This window comes from Ferrovibrio sp. GW821-FHT12F09 (assembly GCF_058806775.1).
Window position 1 is genome coordinate 382,665 of record NZ_JBXAPZ010000003.1, and the last position, 26,318, is coordinate 408,982.

Genomic DNA, 26,318 nt, shown 5'->3' on the forward strand with positions numbered 1-26,318 from the left:
TGATCGGAACCAAACCGATGGGGATAGCCATGAGTACCGTTGCTGCCGCCGCCAAGACTCCGTTCGGCGATGCCATGTCCGCCCACCAGACCGTCGCCACCAATACGCCGGCGACCCTGGCCGCTACGAAATTCGCGGATTACCTGCAAGAAAAGCAGGCGGCGAACCAGTCTGTTGCCGTCGTAAACAGCCGTGCGCCGACGCCCGATCATCTGGCCAAGACCCTGTTCGGGACGGCCTATGACGCCAAGAACCAGAGCGTGCGCCTGGATAAACTTGCCGCCGAGGCCCAGAAGCAGACGGCAGAATTTGCCGACCAGCTGCATCGGCAGCTTGCCAATGCCGGCATCGATCCGAACATCCCGCTGGAACTGACCATGGGCGCCGGGGGCCGCGTTATCGTCGATGGCAACCATCCGCAGGCCGCCGAGATCACCAAGCTGTTCGAAGAAACGCCGGCCCTGGCCCAGGCCTATCGCAGCATCGCCACCCAGAATGACAAACTGGCCATGCAGCAGGTCGGCGCGGCCTATATCAAGGAATACAATGCCGCCAAATCGGATAACGAACGGCAGGCCAGCTGGAACCGCTACAGCACCCTGATGGACAAGCTCTCGTCCATGTTCAGTGGCCGCATGACCTTCGGTCCCGGCACGGTGGTCACCGAAAGCCAGCAGATGCTGCGTCGCATGGATATCGCGTAATCAATCCCAGCCGAGACCGCGCGCGCTTTCCTGCGCCTTCTCGTCGGCTTCCAGATTCTGCTGCAGGCGGGCACGGGCCTGCCGCTGCAGCGTGATCCGCTTGTTCAGATCGTCGTCCCAATGGGCGAAGAGCTGCAGCAGAAGCTGCTCGTTATGCTCCTTGAACGTGAGCGTCTTCTGTCGTGCGGCATAGGCTGTCTGGCCCAGCGCGCGCAAGGTCTGCTCGCCGATATGCAGGGCCGAACGGAAAGTCTCGCGTTCCACCACCGGAATGTCGCGCTTCATCAGCTCCATCGCATGCGGCAGATCCCGGGCCCGCGCCACGATCTTCAGGTTTGGGAAATGCTGCTTGGCCAGATCAACCAGTTGCAGTGACGCCTCCTGACTGTCGACCGCCACCACCAGCACTTTCGCTTTCGCTGCACCGGCCGCTTCCAGAAGGTCCAGCCGTGTGGCGTCGCCGTAGAAAACCTTGAAATCGAACTGTCGCAGGGTATCGATGATTTCCGGATCGTGATCCAGCACGGTCACGCCGATGCGGTTGGCATACAGCAGGCGGACCACAATCTGGCCGAAGCGGCCGAAACCAGCCACGATGACCGGGTTGCCTTCATCTTCCGGCACGTCGTGAGGCCGGTCATTGATATGCACGAAGCGTGGTTCGATCAGCTTGTCGTTGATCACCACCAGCAACGGTGCCGTGGCCATGGACAGGGCCACCACAACGGTCAGCAGGGCGACCGTCTCGCTGTCGATGATCCCAAATCCGGACGCCGCCCCGAACAGCACAAAGGCAAATTCACCGCCCTGCGCCAGCAGGAAAACGAACAACGCCGTCTGGCTCCAGGGCAGTTTCGCCACACGGGCAATGATGAACAGCACCGCGCCTTTCATCGCCAGCAGGGCCGCGATCAGCGCCAGCACCGTGCCGGGTCGACTCACCAACAGACCGAAATCGACCGACATGCCCACTGCCGTGAAAAACAGGCCGAGCAGCAATCCCTTGAAGGGCTCGATGTCGGTCTCCAGCTCGTGGCGGTATTCCGATTCCGCGAGAAGGACGCCGGCCAGGAAGGCGCCGAGCGCCATGGACAGGCCGGCCAGTTGCATCATCAGCCCGATGCCCATGACGATCAGCAGCGCTGTTGCCGTGAAAATTTCGCGCAGGCCGGTTCCGGCAATGATGCGGAACAGCGGCCTTGTCAGATAGCGGCCCCCAAAGACAATGATGGCAATCGCAGCCACCGCCTTCAGGGCGCCGATCCAGCCTTCGCTCTGCCCCGTGACCGCCGGTGCCGTGGCCAGCAGCGGCAGCAGCGCCAGCATGGGGATGACGGCGATATCCTGGAACAGCAAGATCGAAAAAGCCGAACGGCCGCCCGGCGTGCCCAGCAGGTTGCGCTCGGTCAGGGGTTGCAGCGCGATAGCGGTAGACGACAGCGACAGGCCGAGGGCGGCTGCCAGCGCCATCTGCCAGGACCAGCCCAGCAGCAGACCGAGGGCCGTCAGCAACAGCGTGCAGCCAATCACCTGGCCGCCGCCAAGCCCGAGGATCGGCCAGCGCATCTGCCACAGACGCCGCGGATTCAGTTCCAGGCCGATGACGAAGAGCAGCAGCACCACGCCGAATTCGGAGAAATGCAGGATCGCCTCAACATCGGTGATGAGTTTCAGCACCCAGGGACCGACGATCACGCCGGCGATCAGATAGCCAAGCACCGAGCCCAGCCCAAGCCGCTTGGCGATCGGCACGGCGATCACCGATGCGGCCAGGTAGATCACGGCATTGAACAGCAACCCGTCCATGCTGCGGCCTACCGGTCGATCGCCGGCACCGCCGGCTTGGCGCAGATGGCGCTGGCCTTGGGATGCGGATAAGCGTCGAGCCAGGCACGATAGGCCTCGGCATGGGCCTCGACCTCAAGCTGTTTTTTCAGGCGTGCGCCCTGCAGCAGGAAGGGTTCGCGATAGGTCATGCCGCAAAGCGCTGCCGAGCGTTCGAAGGGACGCAGCAGCTCGGCCATGGTGATGCCGTTATAGCCATCCGTCTTGTAGGCGTCGTCCGGCCCGCCGGTGGAAACCGCCTGGGCCAGTTCCTTGCCGCGCAGCGCCTCGCCACTGGTGCCGTAGGCCCAGCCATATTCAAGCACCGCATCCATCCATTCCTTCAGGAGCGACGGGCAGGAATACCAGTAGAACGGATGCTGCATCACCACAACATCATGGGCAGTCAGCAGCGCCTGCTCGCGTCGCACATCGATATGGAAATCCGGATAGACTTCGTAAAGATCGTGCAGGGTCACATGCGGCAGCTCGCGGGCCATATCCGCCATGGCGCGGTTGACCCGCGACAGATGCGGATAGGGATGCGCAAACAGCACCAGGATTTTCGGCTTTTCCGTTTCCGGCACTATGCTCACACGGCCCTCGTCTTTCCGGCCTCAGGTTATAGCCAGACCATCATCGGCGGCAATGATCGCGCCATTGATGAATCGGGCTTCATCGGAGGCCAGCAGCATCAGCAGGCCGTCCAGGTCCTTGGCCTCGCCCACTCGCCGGCGCGGCAGAATCTCGATCAGCTTCTGGCCACCCGGTGTCGCCCAGTAGTCGCGGTTGATCTCGGTTTCGATATAGCCCGGGCAGATCGCATTGGTGTTGATCCCGTAGCGCGCCCATTCCAGCGCCATCGCCTTGGTCATATGCACGACAGCCGCTTTCGACATGCAGTAGACCGACAGCTGGCTCAGCACCCGCAGTCCGGCAACCGAGGCGATATTGATGATGCGCCCTGCAACCTTCCTGGCAATCATGTCCCTGGCCGCCGCCTGGGCGACAAAAAAGGCGCCCTTGGCATTGGTGTTCATGGTGAAATCGAAGTCTTCCGGCGTCACGTCGACAATGCGGCCCTGCTTGCTGACCCCGGAATTGTTGACCAGGATATCCACCCCGCCCAGTTTTTCAGCAATCTCGGCAAAGGCCGACTGAATGTTATCGTAATCGTTGACGTCCAGTTTCACCGTGATCGCCGTGCCGCCGGCTCCGGTGATCCGCTCGGCCAGCGCACTCAGCCGGTCGGTGCGGCGCGCCGCCAGCGCCACGCTGGCCCCGGCCCCGCTCAGCAGTCCGGCGAACCGTTCGCCCAACCCGCTGCTGGCGCCGGTCACCACCGCCACCTTGCCCTTCAGACTGATACCCTGGCCCATCGAATCCTCCTGTTTTGCCAGCCGGATCGTCGGTTTCTCGTCCCCTGCGGTCAAGGGGCTGGTCTGGCCGGCAACCCTGCGCTACCGTTGCGGCATGCGCATCGAAATCGTTTCTGACGTCATTTGTCCCTGGTGCTTCATTGGCAAGCGCCGCCTCGAACAGGCGCTGGCCCAGCGCCCGGATATGGAATTCGAGATCGGCTGGCGGCCGTTCCAGCTCAATCCCGACATGCCGCGCGAGGGGGCCGACCGCAAAAGCTACCTGGAAGCCAAGTTCGGTGGCCCGGCCCGCGCGAAAGACATTTATGCCCGGGTTTCCGCTGAAGGCGCCAAGGAAGGCATCGCCTTCGACTTCGACGGCATCAAGCGTACCCCCAATACCCTAGCTGCTCACAGCGTCCTGCGCTGGGCCCTCACCGCCGGTGCGCAGAACGAATTGAAGGAGCGGCTGTTCCGCCTGTATTTCCTTGAAGGCCGGGATATCGGCGATCATCAGGTGCTGGCCGATGCCGCGGCTGCCGAGGGCATGGATGGCGCGCTGGTGAAACAGTTGCTGGATGAATGTCGCGACGCCGACGTCATCCAGTCCGAAGACATGATGGCGCGCGAGATGGGCATCACCGGCGTGCCCTTCTTCATCTTCGAGCGCAAATATGGCGTTTCGGGCGCGCAGCCCGCGGATGCCCTGCTGCAGGTGATCGACAAGGTTGCCGCCGAACCCCGTGAACAGGCACAGGCCGCTCAAGGCTGACCATGAACGTCGAGAGCTCCGCCATAACGCCGCAGGGCATGCCACACCTTGGTTTTGCTGCGGACGCCGAAAGCGTGCAGGACTCCAATGTGCGGCAGTTTCTGCAGCTATGGTTCGACGCGCGTGCCGCAGGCGAAACGCCGGGCAAGGAATTCCTCGATCCCCTGCGCCTGCGTTTTTTGCTCGGGTCTCTGTCCCTGCTGGAAGTGCATGCCGATCCGCTGCGCTTCCGGTATCGTTTGGTCGGCACCGACATCGTCGAACGGCTCGGTCATGAACTGACCGGCAAATGGCTCGACGAACATCCCGATTCCAACTGGCGTCCCTTCCTGCTCAAGGGCGCGACCATGGTCCATCACGCCGCCATGCCAGTCTACGGCCATGTGAAGTCCCGGGCACTGGGGCAGGACTGGCTGCTGGAAGTAGTGGCCGTGCCGCTCTTCGGCCCCGATGGCGAAGTCGCCTATATCGGCGCAGGCCAGAGCTTCCCGCCCTATAAGTCCGAACTGCCGGGCCGCCCCAGCTAGGCCACTTTCTTTTTCGCCTTGCCCGCGATCTCGGCCAGCCGCAGGGCGGCATGCAGCACGCCCTTCAGGCGATCATGCGGCTCGGGCCAGTCACGCATCAGCACCACTTTATGGTCCGGCCGCAGCTTGGCGCCGCGTTCCGACTGGATGAACATCACCAGGCCGGCCGGATCGGCAAACAGGTTGTCGCGGAAGGTGAGCGTCGCGCCTTTCGGGCCGGCCTCGATTTTCAGAATATTCGCTTCCAGGCAGAATTTCTTGATCGCCACGATGTCCAGAAGATGGTTCACCTCCTCGGGCAAGGGCCCGAAGCGGTCGATCATCTCGGCGGCAAAGGCATCGATATCGGCGCGGCCATCCAGATCGGCGACGCGGCGATAGAGCTGCATGCGCAAGTTCAGATCGGCGACATAGCTTTCGGGAATGAGAACCGCTGTGCCAATCTGAATCTGCGGCGACCACTTCTCGCCCGAACCCGCCTTCTCGCCGCGCGCCGTCGCCCGGGCAGCGACAATCGCCTCCTGCAGCATCTCCTGATACAGCTCGAAGCCAACCTCGCGGATATGGCCCGATTGTTCCTCGCCCAGAAGATTGCCGGCACCGCGCAGGTCGAGATCGTGGGAGGCCAGCGTGAAGCCGGCGCCCAGCGTATCCAGGCTCTGCAGCACGCGCAGCCGCTGTTCCGCCCCGGTGTTGAGCAGGCGTCCGCCCTGATAGGTAAAATAGGAATACGCGCGCAGTTTCGAACGGCCGACGCGGCCGCGCAGCTGGTACATCTGCGCCAGGCCGAACAGGTCGGCGCGATACACCACCAGCGTATTGGCCGAAGGGATATCCAGGCCGCTTTCGACGATATTGGTCGCCACCAGCACGTCGTAGCGCCGGTCGTAGAAGGCGTTCATCACGTCATCCAGCTCGGTCGGCGCCAGCTGGCCATGCGCCACCACGGCCTTCAGTTCCGGCACATGGTCGCGGATGAAGGCCATGGCGGTATCGAGGAACTCGATGCGCGGACAGACGAAGAAGCTCTGGCCGCCGCGGAAATGCTCGCGCAGCAGGGCCTCGCGGATCACCACCGGATCGAAGGGCGTGACAAAGGTGCGCACGGCCAGGCGGTCGACCGGCGGCGTGGCGATCAGGCTGAGCTCGCGCACGCCCGACAGCGCCAGTTGCAGCGTGCGCGGGATCGGCGTGGCCGACATGGTCAGCACATGCACCTCGGCCTTGAGCTGCTTCAGCCGTTCCTTGTGCTTGACGCCGAAATGCTGCTCTTCGTCGATGATCAGCAGGCCCAGCCGCTTGAAATCGATGCTCTTCGACAGCAGGGCATGCGTGCCGATCACGATATCGACCGTGCCTTCGGTCAGGCCCTTCTTGGTATCCGCAGCGGACTTCGCCGTCACCATGCGCGAAAGCTGTTCGATCCGTAACGGCAGGCCGCGGAAACGCTGGAAGAAGGTGCGATAATGCTGGCGGCAGAGCAGTGTGGTCGGGCAGATCAGCGCCACCTGCTGGCCCGACATGGCGGCCGCAAAGGCCGCGCGGATCGCCACCTCGGTCTTGCCGAAGCCGACATCGCCGCAGATCAGGCGATCCATCGGCTTGCCGCTGGCCAGGTCGTCCAGCACCTCGTTGATGGCGCGGTCCTGATCCTCGGTTTCCTCATAGGGGAAGCGGGCGCAGAATTCCTCGTACAGGCCATCCGGCGGCGTGACGCGTTCGCCCTGTCGCAACTCACGCTCGGCCGCCACCTTCATCAACTCGCCGGCCATGTCCTTCAGGCGCTGCTTCATGCGCGCCTTGCGGTTCTGCCAGCCGACACCGCCGAGCTTGTCGAGCGTTACTTCCGCATCGGGCGAGCCGTAACGCGACAGCATCTCGATATTTTCGACCGGCAGGTACAGCCGGTCGCCGCCATCGTAATGCAGCAGCAGGCAATCATGCGGCGCACCGGCCACATCCAGCGTCACCAAGTCCTTGTACTGGCCAATGCCGTGGTCGATATGCACGACGAAGTCGCCGGGCTGCAGCGCGCTGGCCTCGGCGATGAAATTCTCCGCCCGGCGCTTCTTCTGGCGCGGGCGCACGAGACGATCACCGAGAATGTCCTGCTCGGCGACGACGCAGAGGTCCTTCGCCTCGAAGCCATGCTCCAGCGGCAGCACGGCAATCGCCGGTACGCTCTTCGCCAGGGCGTCGATGTCATTGGCCGCTTCGATGATCTGCGGCATCGGCAGGCCGTGATCCTTCAGCACCAGGGCCAGACGGTCGCGCGCGCCGACAGAGAAGGTTGCGAACAGCACGCGCTTGCCGGCCATCACCTGCTTAGCCAGATGCCCACCCAGCGCATCGTAGACGCTGACCACGGCCGCCTTCTTCTCGGCGGCCTGCGCCGCCTGTGTGCGTTCCGGCGCGAAATCGCGGCCGGGCCGGGCGCCAAGATCGACCACGGTCACATCCGGGCCGCCAACCGCCTCGAAGGGATACAGCATGCCGACGGCGCGGCGTTCCTGTCGCGCCGCCCATTCGCCGGCGGTCAGATACAGCCGGTCGGGCGGCAGCGGCTTGTAGGGCGCTCCGCCCTCTTCCAGTCCGCGCTTCATGGCAGCGCGGCGGGCGTCATAGTGATCGGCAATCGCCTTGAAGCGCTCGTCCACCGCATCGCCGGCCAGATGATCGAGGATCACCGCCGCCTGCGGCACATAATCGAACACGGTGGCCAACTGTTCGAAGAACAGCGGCAGCCAGTGCTCCATGCCGATCTGGCGGCGGCCGGAGGAAACGGCTTCGTAGAGCGGATCTTCCTTGGTGACGGTGCCGAACAGCTCGCGATAGCCGCCACGGAAGCGTGCAATGGCATCCGGATCGAGCGGCACTTCGCTCATGGCTGTCAGCGACAGCTCGGTCACCGTATCGATGGTGCGCTGGGTGGCCGGGTCGAAACGGCGGATGTTCTCGACCTCATCGCCGAAGAAATCCAGGCGGTACGGCGCCTCGGTGCCCGGCGGGAACAGGTCGACCAGGCCGCCGCGCACGGCATATTCGCCGGGTTCGTTCACGGTGGAGACGCGGCTGTAGCCGTTGCGGCTCAGATACTCGATCAGCGTCTCCGGTTTGACCCGGCCGCCCTTGGCGGCGCGGAAGCCGGTGGTGGCCAGATAACCCGGCTGCGGCAGGCGTTGCAGCGCCGCGTTCACCGTGGTCAGCAGCAGCCACGGCACATCCGGCCGCTCACCGGCCAGACGGTTCAGCGTGTCCATGCGCCGTGCCGCGATCTCGGCATTGGGCGACACGCGATCATAAGGCTGGCAGTCCCAGGCCGGCAGGGTCAGCACCGGCAGATCGGGAGCAAAGAATTTCAGTGCCGCTTCCAGCGTCGCCATGCGGGCGTCGTCGCGGCAGACATGCAGCACCCCCTGCCCCTTCCGGCGGGCAGCGAGCGCGATCAGCAGGCGCGCGTCCTGGCCCTCCGGCGCGCCGGCCAATGCCCAGCGGCCCGACCGGGTCAGGATATCCGGCAGCACGAAACTCATGGCGTCATCACGGCAATCGGCGTTACAGGGGGAGCTTGTAGGCTTTCAGCAATTTCATCACGCCGGTATCCAGGTGCGGCGGCACCGGATCGCGGCCGATGGCCCAGGCATAGATCTGGGGGTCGTCGTAATTCTCCAGCAGTGCCTCGTACTGGTCGAGCTCCACATCGGTGAAGGTCTGCAGGTGACGGCGGGCGAAACTGCCCAGCAGGATGTCGACCTCCTTCATGCCGGTATAGAGGCTGCGATGCAGCAGGCGCTTGCGGCGGGTCTCGATATCCTCGGCCATCTGAAATTGCCCCTGGGGGTGTTTCCGGAACGTGGGCAGGATATAGTACGCGAACCGATGGATTCTCAAGGTTTCCCAAGAATTTTCCCTCAGTCATGCGCCCGGAATCGCTGTTTCCCGCCTTCGCGCCGATCACCAGCCTGAAAGGCTGCGGACCCAAGCTCGCCCCGCTGGTGGAAAAGCTGGTTGGCGGCGGCCGGGTCGTGGACCTGTGGTGGCATCTGCCCTCAGGCATCGTCGACCGCCGCTACCGCCCGGCCATCGCCGAGGCCGAGCCGGGCCGCATCGCCACGATCCGGCTGACCATCGACAAGCATCTGCCGCCGCGCAACACCCGCATGCCCTACAAGATCACCGGCCATGACGGCAGCGGCCGGCTGACGCTGGTCTTCTTCAACGGCCGCGAAGACTTCCTCCGGCGCAACCTGCCCGAAGGCGAGAGCCGCGTGGTCAGCGGCATGGTCGAACTGTTCGACGGCCAGGCGCAGATGACGCATCCCGACCGCATCGGCACCGAAGAGGAAATCGAGCAGCTTGCCGCCGTCGAACCGATCTACCCGCTCACCGCCGGCGTAATGCCGCGCGTGCTGGGCAAGATCGTCGATGGCGCACTGGCCCGCGTGATAGACCTGCCGGAATGGCTCGATCCCGCCTATCAGAAGCGCGAAGGCTGGCCCGGCTGGCGCGAGGCGCTGCTGACGGCGCATCGGCCGGAGAATGCCGATGACCTGGAACCGTTCACCAAAGTGCGGCAGCGACTGGCCTTCGACGAGCTGCTGTCGAACCAGCTGGCCCTGCTGCTGATCCGGCGGCGACTGAAGCGTCTGTCGGGCCGGCCGCTGACGGGCGATGGACGCTTGCGCGACCGGCTGGCGAAGCTGCTGCCCTGGCCGCTGACCAACGCGCAGACCCTGGCCATTGCCGAGATCGCCGGCGACATGGCATCGGAAAAACGCATGCTGCGCCTGCTCCAGGGCGATGTCGGCAGCGGCAAGACCATGGTGGCGCTGAACGCCATGCTGCTGGCGGTGGAAGCCGGCGCGCAGGCGACGCTGATGGCGCCGACGGAAATCCTCGCCCGCCAGCATGCCGAAACCCTGCGCCCCTATGCCGAGCAGCTCGGCTTGACGCTGGCCCTGCTCACCGGCCGCGACAAGGGCAAGCCGCGCGCGGCTTTGCTGGAGAAACTGGCCAACGGCGAGATCAATATCCTGATCGGCACCCATGCGCTGTTCCAGGATGACGTGGTGTTCCACGACCTTGCTCTCGCCGTGATCGACGAGCAGCATCGCTTCGGCGTAAGCCAGCGGCTGGGGCTGGCCGCCAAAGGGCAGAGAGATAAAGGCGGCGTCGATGTGCTGGTGATGACGGCGACACCAATCCCGCGCACGCTGTCGCTGACCGCCTATGGCGACATGGACATCTCGCTGCTGACCGAAAAGCCGCCGGGCCGCACGCCGGTAGACACACGCACCGTCGCCGCCGACCGCTACCAGGACGTTGTCGCTGCCGCAAAGCGCAAGATCGCTGCCGGCGAGCGGGTCTACTGGGTCTGTCCGCTGGTCGAAGAGAACGAGCAGCTCGACCTCGCCGCCGCCGCCGAGCGTCATTCGGCGTTGAAGCTGGCGCTGGAGCCCGAACTCGGCGAGGGCAGCATCGGCCTCGTTCATGGAAAAATGAACCCTGCGGAAAAAGACGCCGCGATGGAGGCCTTTGCCGCCGGTCGATCGAAGCTGCTGGTCGCCACCACGGTGATCGAGGTCGGTGTCGACGTGCCCGAGGCCACGCTCATCATCATCGAGCATGCCGAACGCTTCGGCCTGGCGCAGCTGCATCAGCTGCGCGGCCGGGTCGGACGCGGCGGCAAGCCCGGCGCCTGCCTGCTGGTCTATTCGGGACCGCTGGGCGAGACGGCGAAAGCGCGGCTGAAGATCATCCGCGAGACCGACGACGGCTTCCGCATCGCCGAGGAAGACCTGCGGCTGCGCGGCGCCGGCGAAGTGCTGGGCACCCGGCAGAGCGGCCTGCCGGAATTCCGCGTTGCCGATCTGGCCGCCCATGGCGATCTGCTAGCCGCCGCCCGCGACGACGCCAGGCTGATCCTGGAGCGCGACCCGAAACTGGCGAGCGAACGCGGCAAGGCGCTGCTCACCCTGCTGTATCTGTTTGAGCGGGATGCGGCGATTCAGTACCTCCAGTCGGGTTAAGCCTCTGATTTTACTGAGATCACATGCGCGGCCGGAGCCGGCAAACCTGCCATGTCGAGCCAAACCGGACCAAACTTTGCCATTTCGAGCCAGCGGCACGCCAAGTTTGACCATCTCTGGCCATTTCGGACCTTTTCGAGCCTTCTCTGTCCCACCCTGCACGTGCCGCCCTCCGGTTTCGAACCCTGCCTTGAGTCTTGTGAGAACAATTAGGAAACATTTCTCTGAAATCAAGCTCGGCATACAGTGGTAATTGAGAGTTATTCGCAGTCCAGCTAAGGTGTGCCACCTAACCTCGGACACCTCGTTTGCTCTCCCTCGATTTCGATCTGCTGTTCCGCCGCCACGGCCGCGACCTGCTGCGCTTCCTGCGCCGCCGCCTGTCGACGGCACAGGCCGCCGAGGATGTGGCGCAGGAAGCTTTTGTTCGGCTGCTGCGCCATCCGGCTGCCAGCGAGATGCGCGATCCGCGTGCCGTGCTGTTCACCACCGCCGCCAATCTCGCCCGCGATTACGGCCGTCACGAACGGGTGGCGCGGGTTCTGGACGATCCCGATCCCACGCTGGTAATCTTGGCCGATCCGACCCCGAATGCCGAAACCGCTGTCGGCGACCGACAGGTGCTGGCGCAAGCGCTGGCTGTGCTGGACACCCTGCCCGAACGCACCCGCATTGCATTTGAAATGCACCGCCTGGGCGGATGCAGCCAGACCGAAATCGCGCGCGAACTGGGCGTGTCCACGACCCTGGTCTGGCGTATGATCCATGAGGCTTATGCGCGACTGCGCGATGGCCTCGGCGAACAGGCCCTCGCGGTCGATGCCAATAAATCGGACCGACCGGTAAAAAAATGACGGCGTCATTCGTCTTATAGGTATCAAGACCACCAGGCCACGCCCGAACGCCATGACCGCCTCGTATCAGCCGCCCGATCCATCCAGCGACGATGCCCTGTGGCAGACCGCAATGGAGTATGTGCTGGCGCTGAAGGCCTCGCCATCCGTGCCGCTGGGCACGGTCATGGTCCGCGCCCAGGCCGAAGCCTGGTGCAACGCCGATCCGCGCCATGCCAAAGCCTTTGCCGAAGCCGAACGCGTCTGGACATTGGCTGGCGACCTGCCGCCCCGCTACCATCACCGGCCCAGGCCTGCCCTGCAGACGCGGCCGTCGCGCCGCCAATTGATCGCCGGCGGCGGCCTCGCCCTGGCCGCCAGTGCTGCTAGCGTCGCTGTTCTGCCGCAGGCCACGCACTGGCTGCGCGGCGACAGCATCACCGGCGCAGCAGAAATGCGACGCATCGATCTGCCCGATGGCAACCGCATCACCCTGGGCCCGCGCAGCGCCATGCGCATGCTGGACAAGGGCGACCGGAACCGGCATGGCATCGAACTGCTGCATGGCCTGGCTTTCCTCGAGCTGAGCCCGCCGGGTGATGGCAGTATCATGATCCAGGCGGGTCGCCTGAGCGCGAGCACCACAAGAGCCGACTTTGAGCTGCGTCATGACGACGACGCGAGCGCGATCGCTGTGCAGCAGGGCACGCTTGAGATCGACTTCGGTGCGGAGCGCAAACGCCTGGCCGCCGGCGAGTGGCTGGCGCTGCGGACCGACCGCATCGACAACGGCCATACCGACCCGCAGCGTGCCGGACAATGGCGCGATGGCATCCTGACGGTCGAGAACAGACCGGTGCGCGCCGTGACAGCCGAGATCGCCCGCTGGCATCGCGGCCGCGTTCTGATGCTGGACGACTCCCTGGGCCAGCGTCAGGTGAGCGGCGTGTTCGATCTCACCCAGCCCGAAGCCGCCCTGCGCGCGATGCTCAAACCCTTCGGCGGCCGGCTGCGGACTGTCTCGCCCTGGCTGACGTTGATCGACCTCGCCTGATTTTTCGGCGCGGCTGTTAAAAATCCCGCCCCTCGCCCGTCCTGAAAGTGCGAATGCGTCGCAGAATTAGTCCTGCGTCGCCCATTTTGTACTGTTCGGACGCCTTGGGGGGGCGATTTTATGACGAAATATCAAGGTGTTCCCGTGTGGCTGCTGGCCCTGATGCTGAGCGCTGCCCTGCCGGCCAGCTTTGCCGCGGCGCCGGCCCGGGCCCAGTCCGCCACCCAGGCCATCGCCTTCGATATTCCGGCCGGCCCGCTTGGCACTGCCCTGGCCAGTCTCGGACGCCAGGCCCGCCTGCAACTGGCCTATGACCCGGCCATTATCGGCAGCCGCCAGTCCGGCGGTCTGCGCGGCAGCTTCACGCCCGACCAGGCCCTGCAACAGCTGCTGGCCGGCAGCGGACTGACGCATCGCTTTTCCGATCCCACGACCGTGACCCTGATCGAGGCGCCACGATCCGGCGGCGCCACGGTGCTGCCCTCCATCGCCATTCAGGGGACGCGCACCACCGATCCCGCCCGCACCGAAGGCAGCACGTCCTATACCGCCGATGTCGCGACCGTCGGCGGCAAGGGCGCCACCGCCATCCGCGATGTGCCGCAGTCGGTGTCCGTGGTGACGCGGCAGCGCATGGAGGACCAGAATCTCGTCACGCTGCAAGACGCGATGAAGCAGACGACGGGCATGACCGTCACCCGCTTCGATGGCGCCGGCCAGTTCAACACCATCCAGGCCCGCGGCTTCGATATCGATGCCGTGCTGCTGGATGGCGTGAACATGACCACCAACGGCAATCTGGCCACCGCGCTCGACAATGTGATGTACGATCGTATCGAGGTGCTGCGTGGTCCGGCCGGTCTGTTCCAGGGTTCGGGCGAACCGTCCGGCGTCATCAACATGGTGCGCAAACGCGCCCTGCCCGACCTGACAATGAGCGGCGGCTTCATGGTCGGATCCTGGGAGACCTATCGCGCCGAGGCCGATGTCACCAGCAAGCTGGTCGAATCCGGCCGGGTGCGCGCCCGTCTTGTCGCCGCAAACGACGAACGCGACTCCTTTGTCGACATCCTGTCGTCGCGCAAGAAGTTCGCCTACGGCACCATTGAGGTGGACCTTACGCCAGACACCACGTTCTCCTTCGGCGGCACCAACCAGGAAGTTGAATCGGTTCTCGACCAGGGTCTGCCGGCCTATGCCGACGGCAGGCTGGCCAATATCAGGCGCTCCACCTTCACCGGTGCGCGCTGGAACCAGCTCGACACCGACTCCCGGGACATGTTTGCCGATCTGGAACATCGCTTCAGTAACGGCGCGACGGCCAAGCTGAGCATGCATCATTTCGATCGCAGCATGCTGTATTACGGCTACCGGGCGAATACCGCCATCAACGCGACGACCGGCGCCTTCAGCATCCAGCCGTCGAAATTCGATCTGAGCCGTGAAGACCTTTCGACCGATGCCAACTACACCACGCCGTTCGAGGCCTGGGGCCTGACCCACAACCTGACGGTGGGCACCGACTATCGCCAGAACAAGGATACCAGCCTGTCCGGGACAGGGACAAATATCGCGTCCAACATCTTTAACCCGGTCAACGACGTTCCGGTCATCGGCGTACCCTATACCTCGCAGACCACCGCAGAGCAGGAGCAGTATGGCATCTACAGCCAGCTCCGCATCAAGCCGGTCGCCTGGACGACCCTGATCGGCGGCGCGCGGGTCAGCCGCTTCAATGCGCAGAGCCACAACCTGCTAACCAATGCCCAGACGGCCGGTTATGCCGTGAAAGACGAGATCACGCCTTATGCCGGCGTGATCTTCGACCTGAACAAGCATCTGGCGCTGTATGGCTCCTATGCCGGAATCTTCAAACCGCAGTCGAACACTACGGTGGCCGGCGAGTTCCTGCCGCCCCGGACCGGCGAGCAGTACGAAGTCGGCATGAAGACCGATCTGTTCGATGGCAAGACCAATGCGCATCTCGCCTTCTTCCAGATCAACGACAGCAACCGGGCGATGACCGACCCGGCCAACACGACGTTCTTCATTGCGGCCGGTGAAGTGGAAAGCCGGGGCATGGAAACCGAAATCAGCGGCTCGCCGGCACCCGGCTGGGACCTGCTGGCCGGCTATTCCTACGTGATAACCGAACACGTCACCGGCACGACAGCGTTGCAGGGCACGCCCTTTGCGACATTGACCCCGAAGCACACTGTGAACCTCTGGGCCAAGCACAGCTTCCAGGATGAACTGCTGAAGGGCTGGTATGTCGGCGCGGGCCTGCGTGCGGTGAGCGATTACTATTCCCAGAGCGGCGCGGTTCGCCTGACCCAGGAAGGGTATGCGATCGTGAATGCCAGCGTCGGATACCAGTTCACCCCCAATCTGGGTGTGGCACTGACCGTCAGCAACCTGTTCGACGAAGTCTATTACGAGAAGGTCAGCGGCACGACGCGACAGAACATGTATGGCGAACCGCTGAGCGCCATGCTGGCCGTCAAAGCGAAATGGTAAGGATCATGATGAAAACCGCAACACTGCCAGCCCTCATCTTCGCGGCCCTGCTCAGCCTCCCCGCCCATGCCCACCAGGTCTGGGCCGAATGGACCGGCGGTTCGGAAGCCAAAGCCTATTTCGGCGAATGGGAAGACGACCTGCGCGAAGGCCGCGACTTCCTCGCCAAATATGCGGCTGAACCGCAGTCGGTCACCGTCAATGCGCCGCCGCGTGCGGCCACGCTGAATGACGGCTTCTTCACTTTCCCTGTGGCGCCCGGCGGCGATGCCCGCCTGACCGCCGGCTATGTCTCCGACCGCGGCTCGGCCTCGATGTTCCATGCCCGCGCCGGCCGCAGCGACATCCGTGGCGCGCTGGCTCTGGAGCTGGTGCCGGTGACCGCCAATGGCAACAGCTTCCGGCTGCTGCTGAATGGTCAGCCGGTGGCCAAGGGCAAGGTTGTGGTGATCGGCCCGCCGCGCTGGACCAAGCACCTGACCACCGATGCCGAGGGTATCGTCAGCATCCAGACGCCGTGGCCGGGCCAGTATGTGCTGGAAGCCATCGTCGAGGACAACACCGCCGGTAGCTGGAATGGCAAGGCCTATACCAAGCTGCGGCATGTGACGACGCTGTCGTTCATGACGGCGCCTTGACGCCGGCCCTGCATATCATGCAGCGCGTGATAGCCGCCCTCCCGGGCGGCTATGGCGTTTCTGTGCTGGCCTCGATCGGGCTGGCGCGCATCCTGCCGATGGAACGGTCGGAAGCCGTGATGACGGCCGTGATGATCGCCTTCCTGCTGCATGCCTGCGTGGCGATCTGGGCCTTTGCCGCCAACGGCCTGCTGCGTATGTGGGCGTGGCTGGCACTGGCGACGGCACCGCTGGCGGTGCTGACATGGATGTAACGGCGTACAGGGGTTCAGGAACGTGAAAGACGGTTTCCGGCAATCGATGGCGTGGTTGCATACCTGGGCCGGCCTGATTCTTGGCTGGCTGCTGTTCGCCATGTTCCTGACCGGCACGGCCAGCTATTTCCGGCCGGAGATTTCCAACTGGATGCGGCCCGAACTGTCGGCACCGACGGTGTCGAATACGGTCGCCGCCGACAATGCCCTGCGCACATTGACACAGCTCGCCCCCGGTTCGCCGCGCTGGTTCATATCGCTGCCGGACGAACGCGACCACGAACTGCGCATCTCCTGGCAGGATGGATCGCGATTCCAGAACCGTCTGCTCGATCCCGCCACCGGCGACCCGATCACGGCGCGCGAGACCTATGGCGGGCAGTTTTTCTACCGCTTCCATTTCGAGCTGCATATGCCGCGACCGTTCGGGCGCTGGCTCGCCGGTGCCGCGGCCATGACGATGTTCGTCACCATCATCAGCGGCATCATCACCCATCGCCGCATCTTCAAGGACTTCTTCACCTTCCGCCCGCGCAAGGCCGCGCAGCGTTCCTGGCTGGACGGCCATAACGCGCTGGCGGTGCTGGCCCTGCCCTATCACCTGATCATCACCTATACCGGGCTGATCACGCTGATGTTCACCTACCTGCCCTGGGGCATGACGCCGCTGTATCCCGAGGGACGCCCCACCGCCACCGCCGAGATTTTCGCGGTGCCGGTGCCGCCGAAGCCGGCCCGCCAGGCTGTGCCGCTGGCGCCCACCGCACCGATGGTGGCCGAAGCCGCCGCGCGCTGGCCCGACATGCCGATCGAGCAGATCGGCGTCTTCCTGCCCGGCGACGCCAATGCCGTGGTCGAGTTGGGTCGCTACGGCACCGACCTGCAGCACCATCGCCGCGCCCTGCAGTTCAATGGCGCCACCGGCGCTTTTGTCGCCGAACTCGAGAATGACCGGCCGGTGTCGCAGATCCGCCAGACGCTGTATGGCCTGCATCTGGGCCGTTTCGGCGGCCTCGACCTGCGCGGCCTGCTGTTCTTCTGCGGGCTGATGGGCACTGCCATGGTCGGCTCCGGACTGGTGCTGTGGGTGGTGAAGCGGCGCGAGCGCGCCGAAACCCGCGCCGCGCGCTTTGGCATCGCTCTGGTCGAACGGCTCAATGTGGCCGTCATCCTCGGCCTGCCGATTGCGATGGCCGGCTTCCTGCTCGCCAACCGCCTGCTGCCGGTCGGCATGGCCGGGCGTGCCGATCGCGAGGCGCTCGCCTTCTTCATGGTCTGGCTGGCGGCCGCACTGTTTGCCGCCCTGTGTCCGGCGCGGATCAGCTGGCGCGCCCTGCTGCTGACCGCCGCGCTCACCAGCACTGCTGTGCCGGTGACCGGCTGGCTCACCGCCGGCCTGCGCGATGCGGCCTTCGACACCGCGCTGTTCGCAATCGGTCTGGGCTTCCTGCTCGTCTGGCATCGTCTGCATCGTCGCAAAAGAGCCATCGCATGATGCTGCTGGCCGCCGGACTGATCTTCGCCGCAGCCGCAGCGTTATGCATGGCGATGGAACGGCATCAGGGACAGGTGCTGATGGCGCGGCTGCAGCCGCCGACGGTGCTGATCCTGCGCAGCGCCGCGGTGCTGCTGCTGCTGGCGGCCTATGGCTCGACGGCCGCGGCCAAGGGCTGGAGCATCGGCGCCGTCGCCTGGTTCAGCCTCTGCGCAGCCGCGATCTCGGTTTTGGTGCTGCTGCTGACCTATGCGCCGCGCCTGCTGCCGCGGCTGGCGCTGCTCGGTCTGGCCGCCGGCGGACTGGCCGGTCTCGCGGGGCTGTGACGCCGGTGGGCCGTCAGTAGGGGTTCATGCCGGCATTGCCGGTCGGCGCCTGGCGATAGCGGGCAGCGATTTCATCCTTCCAGACGCGCGAAAATTCCCGGATCGTCAAAGTGCCATCCGCGCCATCGAAGCCATATTTGATGAAGACGGAGAAAGGCTGCACCCCGCTCGTCTGGATCGCGCGCGGCAAAGGCCAGCTGCCCTGCATCAGCACCAGCACATCCGTCGATCCCGTCTTGGATGGCACGACGTCATAGAAGGACACCTTGCCCAGCGAGAGACGGGCGCCATCGATCGGCCTGATCTGGCCGTAATAGAACCAGTTGTTCTCGGTATCGTTGAAATGCGCCCAAACGGTCTTTTCCATGGCCTTCCAGTTGGCCTTGACATACTCCTGCGCATTGGCGGCGTCGTAGACTGCCAACGGTGCCGGCGACAGTGACGCGACCTGCTTCTGGCTTGCGGCGCGGGCGGCTTCGGCCTCGATCTTCTGGGTCCGCGCCAGGGCTTCCTTCGCCGCCTTGTCGGCCGCGTCGCGCGCCGGCTTGGAAATCTGTTCGTCGCGCGCCGCGTCCAGCACTTCGATGCGGCGCCGGGCCAGGGTTGCATAGACCCCCTGGGGCTGGGCGTCCAGATAGCCGCGGTAGTCGGCCGGATCGCTGCTGTCCTTCACGGCGGTCCACAGCGCGGTATCGCTGTCTGGCGCCGCCGGCGCCACCGCCTGCTGGCGGAACACGAAATTGCCGATCACCGAGGAGGACTCCCAGGGCGTCTGCCGGCCGTTCGACTTGTTCACCACTTCGGCACGCGCCAGCTTGAAGGTCTGTTCCAGTGGCAGGTTCGCCGTGCGCAGGGCCGAAACCAGTTCGCCGGTGTACAGCCCGTTGGCGCCCTGTCCGTCGGCCGCCACCGAACCGGGCGCCGTGGCATAGGCGATCAGGGTGCCACGCGGCGCGCTGATCGCGGCCAGACCGCTGGTCGGCGAACGGAAGGCGCGCTCGAAAGGATTGTTGCGGCAGGCATCGAGAATGACGATGTTGAACTGGTTCTTGGCAGCGGCCATGCGGGCCAGGATGTAGTTCACATCCATTGCCTCGACTTCGACCTCTTCCTCGCTGCCGACCTGGGCCGCAATCGGGATCAGGTAATTCACGCCGCGCACCTGCATGCCGTGCCCGGCGAAGTAAAACAGCCCGACCACGTCGTCCTTCAGCTTGCGGCCGAAATCCAGGCTGGCGCGCTGCATCGTCACCCGGTCGGCATTCTCCAGCAGGGTGACTTCGAAATTCAGATCGCGCAGGGCCGCGGCCATCGCGCGGGCATCGTTGACCGGATTGCGTAGCGGCGCTTCCGCGTAGCTGCCATTGCCGATGATGAGTGCGACGCGACGCTCGGTCGCGGCAGAAGCAGGCGATATCAGCCCCGCCATCGCAATGGCGCAGATCGCAAGCCCCAGAATGCGTAAAACCGTCCCCCGAACCATGCTGTCCCCAACCGCTGCCACCCGGTCACCCTGATTGGGCTATCCAGCCCAGCCAACCCAGTACACAGGGCTGTAAAATCTTACCGCAACCGGCGAAAAGCGTAAAGAACGAACAAAAAACATCGGCTGCGGACGAATTCTGCCATGTGCGACCTCACCATTTCGGGAATTTTCAGCCACGCAACGATCACAGCCTGCCGTGTAAAGGTGCTGATCCGGACACAAAGCCGCCATGAGCGGTTCGTGAGCTAGGGGTGCAGGTCGTCGAGGAGTCGCCGGCCGCTTCCCAGGAGTTAGCATGTCCACGCATCGAGGGTTCACTGTCGCGATCACGGTCGCGCGGCACGCTCTTGTCGCCTGTGCCGCCACAAGTCTAATCGCGAGTACGGCACTGACGCCGATCGCCAGCGCCTTTGCCCAGACTGCGCCGCAAGCGCAGGCACAGACCGGGGACGCCAAAGCCTGGCCCGGGCCGCCGATCACGGCGCAGACGGCTGCCAACGATCCCCCGGCCCGGGTCGGCCGCATCGCGAAGATGACCGGTACGGTGTCGTTCCATACCGCCGATGAGGACCAGTGGGGACCGGCGGCGCTGAACTACCCGCTCACCGCCGGCAACGCGCTGTGGACCGAACCGGGCGCGCGCGCGGAACTGCAGATCGGCAGTGCCAACCGCCTGGTGATGGACAGTGGCACCGAGCTTAATGTCAGCAGCCTGAACGACACCGGCTTCGAAGCCGGGCTGCCGCAGGGATCGGCCTATCTCAATCTCAGCGACGTGGCGCCGGGCGACAGTTACACGATCCAGACACCGCGCGGCACCGTGCAGCTCACCGAACCGGGCCGCTATGTCATGACGGCCGGCGATGACGACACGCCGACCAGCGTAACTGCTCTGGACGGCGGCAAGGCACAGCTCAATGGTCGCGGCCTGAACCAGACGGTGCCGGCCGGTCAGACCGCGACACTCAGCGGGCCGCTGGATGGCGACGAACCGGTGAAGGCGGCGCTGGCGCCGATGCGACCGAACAGCTTCGCGCAATCCCTGCTGGCCGAGGAAAAGACGCCGGCCCCCGCACCGGCGATGGCGGCAACACCCGCTCCCGCTGTTGCCCCCACGGCGCGGCAGGCCGGCGCACCAGCCGCAATACCGGCCGCCATGCCGGCGCAGGTGCAGGGCATGACCGGCGCGCAGGATATGGCCGCCTATGGCTCATGGTCGACCGCACCGGATTATGGCAGCGTGTGGTATCCGCCGGTGCAGGCCGGCTGGGTGCCCTATCGCCATGGCCACTGGGCCTATATCCAGCCCTGGGGCTGGACCTGGGTGGCCGACGAACCTTGGGGCTTCGCACCCTTCCACTATGGCCGCTGGGTCATGGTGCACGACCGCTGGGCCTGGAGCCCGGGCAAGCACCATCGACACCACCATCACCATCCGCGGCCGGTCTATGCGCCGGCGCTGGTGGCGTTCTTCGGCACCGGCAGCGGCCTATCGATCAGCATCACGGCTGGTAATGTCGGCTGGGTCCCGCTGGGCTGGCATGAGCCTTACTATCCCCCCTACCGGGTCAGCCGCAGCTACATCCGCAATGTCAACGTCACCCATGTCACCAATATCACGCGGGTGACCAATGTGACGAACATGAACAACGTCACCGTGAACCGGTATGTGAACCGCAACAGCGCCACGGTGGTATCGGCAGATGCCATGCGGCGGTCGCAGCCGGTGCAGCGTGCCGTGCAGACGGTGGATCGCCGCCAGGTCGACAATGCCCACATCGATCGCCGCGCCCAGATTCAGCCGACCGCGGCCACGGCCGGGATGTCACCGCAAGCGGCGCAGCGCATGGGCATGCGGGATGACGGCAATATGTCACGCCGCCCGGATGCCCCGGGCCCGCAGATCCGCCAGTCCGATCCGCGCCCGACGGACCTGCGCCGTGACAGCCGCAGTCAGCCGATGGCAACGGCAGCGCCCCAACCGTCACGCCAGGATACGCGTCGCCAAACCGCCGCGCCCGCGCACACCAATGACCCTGCACCACGGCCGATGTCGCGTGAACAGGCCGCGCAGCCCGGCAATGCCCGCCAGTTCGAGCAGGGGCAGCGCGCCCAGCGGCCGGCTGAACAGCGCAATACCGCACGCGGCGCTGACGAACGGCCGCAGGCCCAGCCGCGCCAGCCGGTGCGCAGCGAACCCCTGCCCCAGCAGCAGCCGGACAACCAGCGTCAGAATGCCCAGCGCCAGCAGGAACAGGCCCAGAGGCAATACCAAGACATGCAGCGCCAACACCAGGAGCGTCAGCAGATGCAGCAACAGAGCCAGCGACAACAGGAGACGCTGCGGCAGCAGGCACGTCAGCAGCAGGAAATGCAACGCCAGCAGCAGCGTGAGGTACAACAGCGTCAGCAGGATGTGCAGCAGCAGCGTCAGCAGGAAGCGCGGCACCAGCAGCCGGAGACACAGGCTGACACGCCGCGCCAGCGGCGCCGGGACACTGCCGACTAGGTCACTGCGCCGACAGATCCAGGCCCGGCGCGTAATCGCCGGGCTTTTCCTTGACGATGGCCTGGCCGGCAATCACCTTCGCTTCGTCCCAGGTTTCAAGCCGGAAGGCCAGCAGGCCGGCCTGCACGATCAGGCTGGCGATCACCAGGAAATCGTAGCGCGCCAGCATGGCGTCGCGCGGATACCACAAATGTGTGGCGATCAGCAGCGCCAGCATCAGTCCGCCGAACAGGCAGGCCCAGCCCTGCTTGATGCCGAAAACCAGAAACTCGTAGGCATAGGCCGTCCAGCGCCCATACCGGATCGCACGGTCGCCCAGACTGTCCTGAAGAGCCAGCAACCGCGTCGCCAACGAACCGTCGACGCGGGCTTCGTTCAGAGCCATCTCAGGCGAATTCCAGGATCACCTGATCGACGGCCAGGCTGTCGCCCTTCTTGGCATTGACCTTCTTCACCGTGCCATCGCGCTCGGCGCGCAGCACGTTTTCCATTTTCATGGCTTCCACCACCGCCAGTGCCTGGCCGGCCTTGACCGGCTCGCCCTCGGCCACGGCAATCGACACCACTAGGCCCGGCATCGGGCAGAGCAGGTATTTCGACATGTCGGGCGGCAGCTTTTCCGGCATCAGGCGCGCCAGCTCGGCCGCACGCGGCGTACGAACCGCCACATCCAGCTCGGCGCCGCCATGGACGACGCGCACGCCGTCCGGCCGCGCCGAAACGCGGGCAACAACCGTCTCGCCGTTCACGGTGCCGCGGAAGAACGGCTCGCCCGGCTTCCAACTGCTGCGCACCTTCAGCACTTTGCCTTTGCCGATCTTCACATCGCAGCCGCCTTCGGCATCAGTCACGGTCAGCGGATATTCGGTCTTGTTCAGCACCGCGATCCATGCGGCATCGGGCACCCATTCCGGCAGGCCCAGCTTGCCGCCCAGATGGCGGGCGCGCAGTTCGTTGCGGATATGCAGCAGGGTCGCCACCGCGAGTGCCGCGTTCTGGCGGTCTTCGGGCAGCACCGTGCCGCCGAAACCGTTGGGCCATTCCTCGGCAATGAAATTGGTCGAGATATTGCCCGAGCGGAAGCGCGGATGATCCAGCACGGCCGAGAGGAAATTGACGTTATGGCCAATACCGCTGATCCAGGTTTCGTCGAGCGCCGCCGACAGGGTCGAGATCGCCTCGGCGCGGTCTTTGCCGTAAGAGCACAGCTTCGAGATCATCGGATCGTAGAACATGCTGATCTCGCTGCCTTCGACCACGCCGGTATCGTTGCGGATCACCGCAGACTCCGGCGCGGTGCGCCAACGCGAGAGGCGCCCGGTGCTGGGCAGGAAGCCACGCAAGGGATCCTCGGCATAGATGCGGACTTCCAGCGCCCAGCCATTCAGCTTCACGTCAGCCTGCTTGATCGAGAGTTTCTCGCCGGCGGCGACGCGGATCATCTGCTCGACCAGGTCGATGCCGGTGATCAGTTCGGTGACCGGATGCTCCACCTGCAGGCGGGTGTTCATTTCCAGGAAGTAGAAGCTGCGATCCGGGCCGACGATAAATTCCACCGTGCCGGCGCTGTCGTAATTCACGGTTTTCGACAGCGCGACGGCCTGTTCGCCCATCGCCTTGCGGGTCTTCTCATCCAGGAACGGGCTCGGCGCCTCTTCCACCACTTTCTGGTGACGGCGCTGGATCGAGCATTCGCGCTCATGCAGGTAGATCACATTGCCGTGCTTGTCGCCCAGCACCTGGATCTCAATATGGCGCGGCTGCTCGATGTATTTCTCGATGAAGACGCGATCGTCGCCGAACGAGTTCTTCGCCTCGTTGGTGGCAGACGAGAAGCCCTGCGCCACTTCCTCGGCCGAGCGCGCAATGCGCATGCCCTTGCCGCCGCCGCCGGCCGAGGCCTTGATCATCACCGGGAAACCGATCTCGGTGGCGATCTTCACGGCTTCGTCTGTCGATGCAATGGCGCCCAGATAGCCCGGAACCGTCGACACGCCGGCCTTCTGCGCCAGTTTCTTGGACTCGATCTTGTCGCCCATGGCGAAGATCGCCTCGGGATTCGGGCCGATGAAGGCGATGCCGGCGTCTTTCAGCGCGGCCGCGAATTTGCGGTTCTCCGACAGGAAGCCGTAACCCGGATGCACCGCCTGCGCGCCGGTCTGCTTGCAGGCCGCAACGATCTTCTCGATCACCAGGTAGCTTTCGGCCGCCGCCGCCGGGCCGATATGCACCGCTTCGTCGGCCATGCGCATGTGCAGCGCGCCGTCATCGGCGTCGGAATAGACCGCCACGGTCTTGATGCCCAGCCTGCGGCAGGTCTTGATGACGCGGCAGGCGATTTCGCCACGATTGGCGATCAGGATTTTCTTGAACAGTGTCTCGGCCATGATACGCGCTACCCTTACAACGGAATGTTGTCGTGCTTCTTCCAGGGATTCTCCAGCTTCTTCTCGCGCAGCATGGCGAGCGAGCGGGCGATCCTGTAGCGCGTGTTGTGCGGCATGATCACATCGTCGATGAAGCCACGATGGCCGGCGACGAAGGGGTTGGCGAATTTCTGGCGGTATTCTTCGGTACGCGCGGCGATCTTCTCGGCATCGCCGATCTCGCCGCGGAAGATGATCTCCACCGCGCCCTTGGGGCCCATCACCGCAATTTCCGCCGAGGGCCAGGCATAGTTGACGTCGCCACGCAGATGCTTGGACGACATCACGTCATAGGCGCCGCCATAGGCCTTGCGCGTGATGACCGTGACCTTCGGCGTGGTCGCCTCGGCATAGGCGAACAAAAGCTTGGCGCCATGCTTGATGATACCGCCGTATTCCTGGCTGGTGCCGGGCAGGAAGCCGGGCACGTCGACAAAGGTGACGATCGGAATGTCGTAGCAGTCGCAGAAGCGCACGAAACGCGCACCCTTGCGGCTTGAGTCGATATCCAGGCAGCCGGCCAGCACCATTGGCTGGTTGGCGACGATGCCCACGGTCTGGCCGCCGATGCGGGCAAAGCCGATGATGATATTCTTGGCGTAGCCGGGCTGTACCTCGAAGAAGTCGCCCTCGTCCACCACCTTCTCGATCAGCTCCTTCATGTCGTAGGGCTTGTTCGGATTGGGCGGCACCAGCGTGTCGAGCGAGGATTCCTGGCGACTGATCGGATCCCAGGTCTCGCGCACCGGGGCCTTTTCGCGGTTGTTCAGCGGCAGGAAGTCGAACATGCGGCGCGTCTGCGCCAGGGCCTCGACATCGTTCTCATAGGCATTGTCGGCCACCGAGGACTTGGTGGTATGCGTCACCGCACCGCCAAGCTGTTCCTGGGTCACCACTTCCTGCGTCACCGTCTTCACAACGTCAGGGCCGGTGACGAACATGTAGCTGCTGTCCTTCACCATGAAGATGAAGTCGGTCATCGCCGGTGAATAGACCGCGCCGCCGGCGCAGGGCCCCATGATGACGGAAATCTGCGGCACGACACCGGAGGCCAGCGCATTGCGCTGGAATACCTCGGCATAGCCGGCGAGGCTGTCGACGCCTTCCTGGATGCGGGCGCCGCCGGAATCGTTGAGGCCGATCACCGGCAGGCCGACCTTCATGGCGCTGTCCATGATCTTGCAAATCTTGCCGGCATGGCTGGCCGAGAGCGAGCCGCCGAACACGGTGAAGTCCTGGCTGAAGACGAAGGTGGCGCGACCGTTGATGGTGCCGTAGCCGGAGACGACGCCGTCGCCGGCCACCTTTTGCTCGGCCATGCCGAAATCCGTGCAGTCATGCTCGACGAACATGTCCCACTCCTCGAAGGAGCCGGGATCGAGCAGCAGTTCGATACGTTCGCGGGCGGTCAGCTTGCCCTTGGCGTGCTGCGCCTCGATGCGCTTCGCTCCGCCGCCCTGCCGCGCCTGCGCGCGCTTTTCTTCCAACTGCCGGATGATGTCCTGCATGCAACTCCCCGTTATTGGCGCTGACTGCTGGGGCGCCTTATGACATGGCCGTGACACG

Annotated in this window: 21 protein-coding genes; 12 read left to right on the forward strand and 9 right to left on the reverse strand. The window is 64.7% G+C overall.

Going from position 1 to position 26,318, the window contains the following annotated elements:
* The first annotated feature begins 29 nt into the window (after positions 1 to 29).
* Positions 30 to 704, forward strand: a complete 675-nt coding sequence (locus tag AC1ROB_RS22165; protein ID WP_492972891.1) for a hypothetical protein — start codon at positions 30 to 32, stop codon at positions 702 to 704.
* Here AC1ROB_RS22165 and kefC read toward each other — a convergent pair whose 3' ends face one another.
* Genes kefC through AC1ROB_RS22180 form a run of 3 tightly spaced genes read right to left on the reverse strand, consistent with a single transcriptional unit; the run spans position 705 to position 3,907 of the window.
* Positions 705 to 2,510, reverse strand: coding sequence for a glutathione-regulated potassium-efflux system protein KefC (gene kefC, locus AC1ROB_RS22170; protein ID WP_492972890.1), 1,806 nt, complete (start codon positions 2,508 to 2,510; stop codon positions 705 to 707).
* Between the two features lie 8 nt (positions 2,511 to 2,518).
* Complete coding sequence (gene kefF / locus AC1ROB_RS22175; RefSeq protein WP_492972889.1) at positions 2,519 to 3,124, reverse strand: glutathione-regulated potassium-efflux system oxidoreductase KefF; 606 nt, start codon at positions 3,122 to 3,124, stop codon at positions 2,519 to 2,521.
* A gap of 21 nt (positions 3,125 to 3,145) precedes the next feature.
* Positions 3,146 to 3,907, reverse strand: a complete 762-nt coding sequence (locus AC1ROB_RS22180; RefSeq protein WP_492972888.1) for an SDR family oxidoreductase — start codon at positions 3,905 to 3,907, stop codon at positions 3,146 to 3,148.
* Between the two features lie 94 nt (positions 3,908 to 4,001).
* Between AC1ROB_RS22180 and AC1ROB_RS22185 the strand changes: the two genes are divergently transcribed.
* Both AC1ROB_RS22185 and AC1ROB_RS22190 read left to right on the forward strand, forming a co-directional pair.
* Complete coding sequence (locus AC1ROB_RS22185) at positions 4,002 to 4,658, forward strand: DsbA family oxidoreductase (protein ID WP_492972887.1); 657 nt, start codon at positions 4,002 to 4,004, stop codon at positions 4,656 to 4,658.
* Between the two features lie 2 nt (positions 4,659 to 4,660).
* Positions 4,661 to 5,185, forward strand: coding sequence for a PAS domain-containing protein (locus AC1ROB_RS22190; RefSeq protein ID WP_492972886.1), 525 nt, complete (start codon positions 4,661 to 4,663; stop codon positions 5,183 to 5,185).
* Here AC1ROB_RS22190 and mfd read toward each other — a convergent pair.
* Together mfd and AC1ROB_RS22200 are read right to left on the reverse strand one after the other, a co-directional pair.
* The gene (gene mfd, locus AC1ROB_RS22195) at positions 5,182 to 8,718 is read right to left on the reverse strand and encodes a transcription-repair coupling factor (RefSeq protein ID WP_492972885.1); all 3,537 of its coding nucleotides are present in this window, start codon (positions 8,716 to 8,718) and stop codon (positions 5,182 to 5,184) included. The two genes, AC1ROB_RS22190 and mfd, sit on opposite strands and share 4 nt — an antisense overlap.
* Positions 8,719 to 8,740: 22 nt before the next feature.
* On the reverse strand, positions 8,741 to 9,007 hold the full coding sequence (locus AC1ROB_RS22200) for an FAD assembly factor SdhE (protein WP_492972884.1): 267 nt from the start codon (positions 9,005 to 9,007) through the stop codon (positions 8,741 to 8,743).
* A gap of 95 nt (positions 9,008 to 9,102) precedes the next feature.
* Here AC1ROB_RS22200 and recG point away from each other — a divergent pair, with 95 nt between their 5' ends.
* The 8 genes from recG to AC1ROB_RS22240 all read left to right on the forward strand — a co-directional run bounded on the left by recG (position 9,103) and on the right by AC1ROB_RS22240 (position 18,331).
* Positions 9,103 to 11,214, forward strand: a complete 2,112-nt coding sequence (gene recG, locus AC1ROB_RS22205; protein ID WP_492972883.1) for an ATP-dependent DNA helicase RecG — start codon at positions 9,103 to 9,105, stop codon at positions 11,212 to 11,214.
* A 308-nt stretch (positions 11,215 to 11,522) separates the two neighbouring features.
* Positions 11,523 to 12,068, forward strand: coding sequence for an RNA polymerase sigma factor (locus tag AC1ROB_RS22210; RefSeq protein ID WP_492972882.1), 546 nt, complete (start codon positions 11,523 to 11,525; stop codon positions 12,066 to 12,068).
* Positions 12,069 to 12,120: 52 nt separating this feature from the next.
* A complete protein-coding gene (locus AC1ROB_RS22215; protein WP_492972881.1) occupies positions 12,121 to 13,101 on the forward strand; it encodes a FecR family protein in 981 nt (326 codons plus the stop codon).
* Between the two features lie 120 nt (positions 13,102 to 13,221).
* Positions 13,222 to 15,618 (forward strand): TonB-dependent siderophore receptor, encoded by a 2,397-nt coding sequence (locus AC1ROB_RS22220; RefSeq protein WP_492972880.1) that lies wholly within the window; start codon positions 13,222 to 13,224, stop codon positions 15,616 to 15,618.
* A 5-nt stretch (positions 15,619 to 15,623) separates the two neighbouring features.
* A complete protein-coding gene (locus tag AC1ROB_RS22225; protein ID WP_492972879.1) occupies positions 15,624 to 16,256 on the forward strand; it encodes a DUF4198 domain-containing protein in 633 nt (210 codons plus the stop codon).
* Positions 16,253 to 16,510: a DUF3649 domain-containing protein gene (locus tag AC1ROB_RS22230; RefSeq protein ID WP_492972878.1), complete on the forward strand. Its 258-nt coding sequence runs from the start codon at positions 16,253 to 16,255 to the stop codon at positions 16,508 to 16,510. Before AC1ROB_RS22225 ends, AC1ROB_RS22230 begins: the two co-directional genes overlap by 4 nt.
* 46 nt (positions 16,511 to 16,556) lie before the next feature.
* Complete coding sequence (locus AC1ROB_RS22235) at positions 16,557 to 18,005, forward strand: PepSY-associated TM helix domain-containing protein (protein ID WP_492972877.1); 1,449 nt, start codon at positions 16,557 to 16,559, stop codon at positions 18,003 to 18,005.
* Positions 18,002 to 18,331: a DUF3325 family protein gene (locus AC1ROB_RS22240; protein WP_492972876.1), complete on the forward strand. Its 330-nt coding sequence runs from the start codon at positions 18,002 to 18,004 to the stop codon at positions 18,329 to 18,331. Before AC1ROB_RS22235 ends, AC1ROB_RS22240 begins: the two co-directional genes overlap by 4 nt.
* 13 nt (positions 18,332 to 18,344) lie before the next feature.
* On the opposite strand, the gene AC1ROB_RS22245 is transcribed toward AC1ROB_RS22240, so the two are convergent.
* Positions 18,345 to 19,814 carry a caspase family protein gene (locus AC1ROB_RS22245; RefSeq protein ID WP_492972875.1) on the reverse strand — a complete coding sequence of 490 codons (1,470 nt, stop codon included), beginning with the start codon at positions 19,812 to 19,814 and terminating at the stop codon, positions 18,345 to 18,347.
* 298 nt (positions 19,815 to 20,112) lie between these two features.
* On the opposite strand from AC1ROB_RS22245, the gene AC1ROB_RS22250 reads away from it, so the two are divergent.
* A complete protein-coding gene (locus tag AC1ROB_RS22250; protein ID WP_492972874.1) occupies positions 20,113 to 22,326 on the forward strand; it encodes a DUF6600 domain-containing protein in 2,214 nt (737 codons plus the stop codon).
* 1 nt (position 22,327) lies between these two features.
* Here the strand turns inward: AC1ROB_RS22250 and AC1ROB_RS22255 are convergent, their stop codons facing one another.
* The 3 genes from AC1ROB_RS22255 to AC1ROB_RS22265 are packed head-to-tail and all read right to left on the reverse strand — an operon-like array spanning position 22,328 to position 26,260.
* Positions 22,328 to 22,711 (reverse strand): DUF817 family protein, encoded by a 384-nt coding sequence (locus tag AC1ROB_RS22255; protein WP_492972873.1) that lies wholly within the window; start codon positions 22,709 to 22,711, stop codon positions 22,328 to 22,330.
* A 1-nt stretch (position 22,712) separates the two neighbouring features.
* Positions 22,713 to 24,713 carry an acetyl-CoA carboxylase biotin carboxylase subunit gene (locus AC1ROB_RS22260; protein ID WP_492972872.1) on the reverse strand — a complete coding sequence of 667 codons (2,001 nt, stop codon included), beginning with the start codon at positions 24,711 to 24,713 and terminating at the stop codon, positions 22,713 to 22,715.
* 14 nt (positions 24,714 to 24,727) lie between these two features.
* Entirely contained in the window at positions 24,728 to 26,260 is a 1,533-nt protein-coding gene (locus AC1ROB_RS22265) for an acyl-CoA carboxylase subunit beta (RefSeq protein ID WP_492972871.1), read from the reverse strand.
* Between the last annotated feature and the right edge of the window lie 58 nt (positions 26,261 to 26,318).

What these genes read in the sequence shown, in the direction of transcription:
- AC1ROB_RS22165 (WP_492972891.1), top strand. Translation starts at nt 30, where the DNA reads ATGAGTACCGTTGCTGCCGCCGCCAAGACTCCGTTCGGCGATGCCATG.
- kefC (WP_492972890.1), bottom strand. Translation starts at nt 2,510, where the DNA reads ATGGACGGGTTGCTGTTCAATGCCGTGATCTACCTGGCCGCATCGGTG.
- AC1ROB_RS22180 (WP_492972888.1), bottom strand. Translation starts at nt 3,907, where the DNA reads ATGGGCCAGGGTATCAGTCTGAAGGGCAAGGTGGCGGTGGTGACCGGC.
- AC1ROB_RS22185 (WP_492972887.1), top strand. Translation starts at nt 4,002, where the DNA reads ATGCGCATCGAAATCGTTTCTGACGTCATTTGTCCCTGGTGCTTCATT.
- AC1ROB_RS22190 (WP_492972886.1), top strand. Translation starts at nt 4,661, where the DNA reads ATGAACGTCGAGAGCTCCGCCATAACGCCGCAGGGCATGCCACACCTT.
- mfd (WP_492972885.1), bottom strand. Translation starts at nt 8,718, where the DNA reads ATGAGTTTCGTGCTGCCGGATATCCTGACCCGGTCGGGCCGCTGGGCA.
- AC1ROB_RS22200 (WP_492972884.1), bottom strand. Translation starts at nt 9,007, where the DNA reads ATGGCCGAGGATATCGAGACCCGCCGCAAGCGCCTGCTGCATCGCAGC.
- recG (WP_492972883.1), top strand. Translation starts at nt 9,103, where the DNA reads ATGCGCCCGGAATCGCTGTTTCCCGCCTTCGCGCCGATCACCAGCCTG.
- AC1ROB_RS22215 (WP_492972881.1), top strand. Translation starts at nt 12,121, where the DNA reads ATGACCGCCTCGTATCAGCCGCCCGATCCATCCAGCGACGATGCCCTG.
- AC1ROB_RS22220 (WP_492972880.1), top strand. Translation starts at nt 13,222, where the DNA reads ATGACGAAATATCAAGGTGTTCCCGTGTGGCTGCTGGCCCTGATGCTG.
- AC1ROB_RS22225 (WP_492972879.1), top strand. Translation starts at nt 15,624, where the DNA reads ATGATGAAAACCGCAACACTGCCAGCCCTCATCTTCGCGGCCCTGCTC.
- AC1ROB_RS22235 (WP_492972877.1), top strand. Translation starts at nt 16,557, where the DNA reads ATGGCGTGGTTGCATACCTGGGCCGGCCTGATTCTTGGCTGGCTGCTG.
- AC1ROB_RS22240 (WP_492972876.1), top strand. Translation starts at nt 18,002, where the DNA reads ATGATGCTGCTGGCCGCCGGACTGATCTTCGCCGCAGCCGCAGCGTTA.
- AC1ROB_RS22245 (WP_492972875.1), bottom strand. Translation starts at nt 19,814, where the DNA reads ATGGTTCGGGGGACGGTTTTACGCATTCTGGGGCTTGCGATCTGCGCC.
- AC1ROB_RS22250 (WP_492972874.1), top strand. Translation starts at nt 20,113, where the DNA reads ATGTCCACGCATCGAGGGTTCACTGTCGCGATCACGGTCGCGCGGCAC.
- AC1ROB_RS22255 (WP_492972873.1), bottom strand. Translation starts at nt 22,711, where the DNA reads ATGGCTCTGAACGAAGCCCGCGTCGACGGTTCGTTGGCGACGCGGTTG.
- AC1ROB_RS22260 (WP_492972872.1), bottom strand. Translation starts at nt 24,713, where the DNA reads ATGGCCGAGACACTGTTCAAGAAAATCCTGATCGCCAATCGTGGCGAA.
- AC1ROB_RS22265 (WP_492972871.1), bottom strand. Translation starts at nt 26,260, where the DNA reads ATGCAGGACATCATCCGGCAGTTGGAAGAAAAGCGCGCGCAGGCGCGG.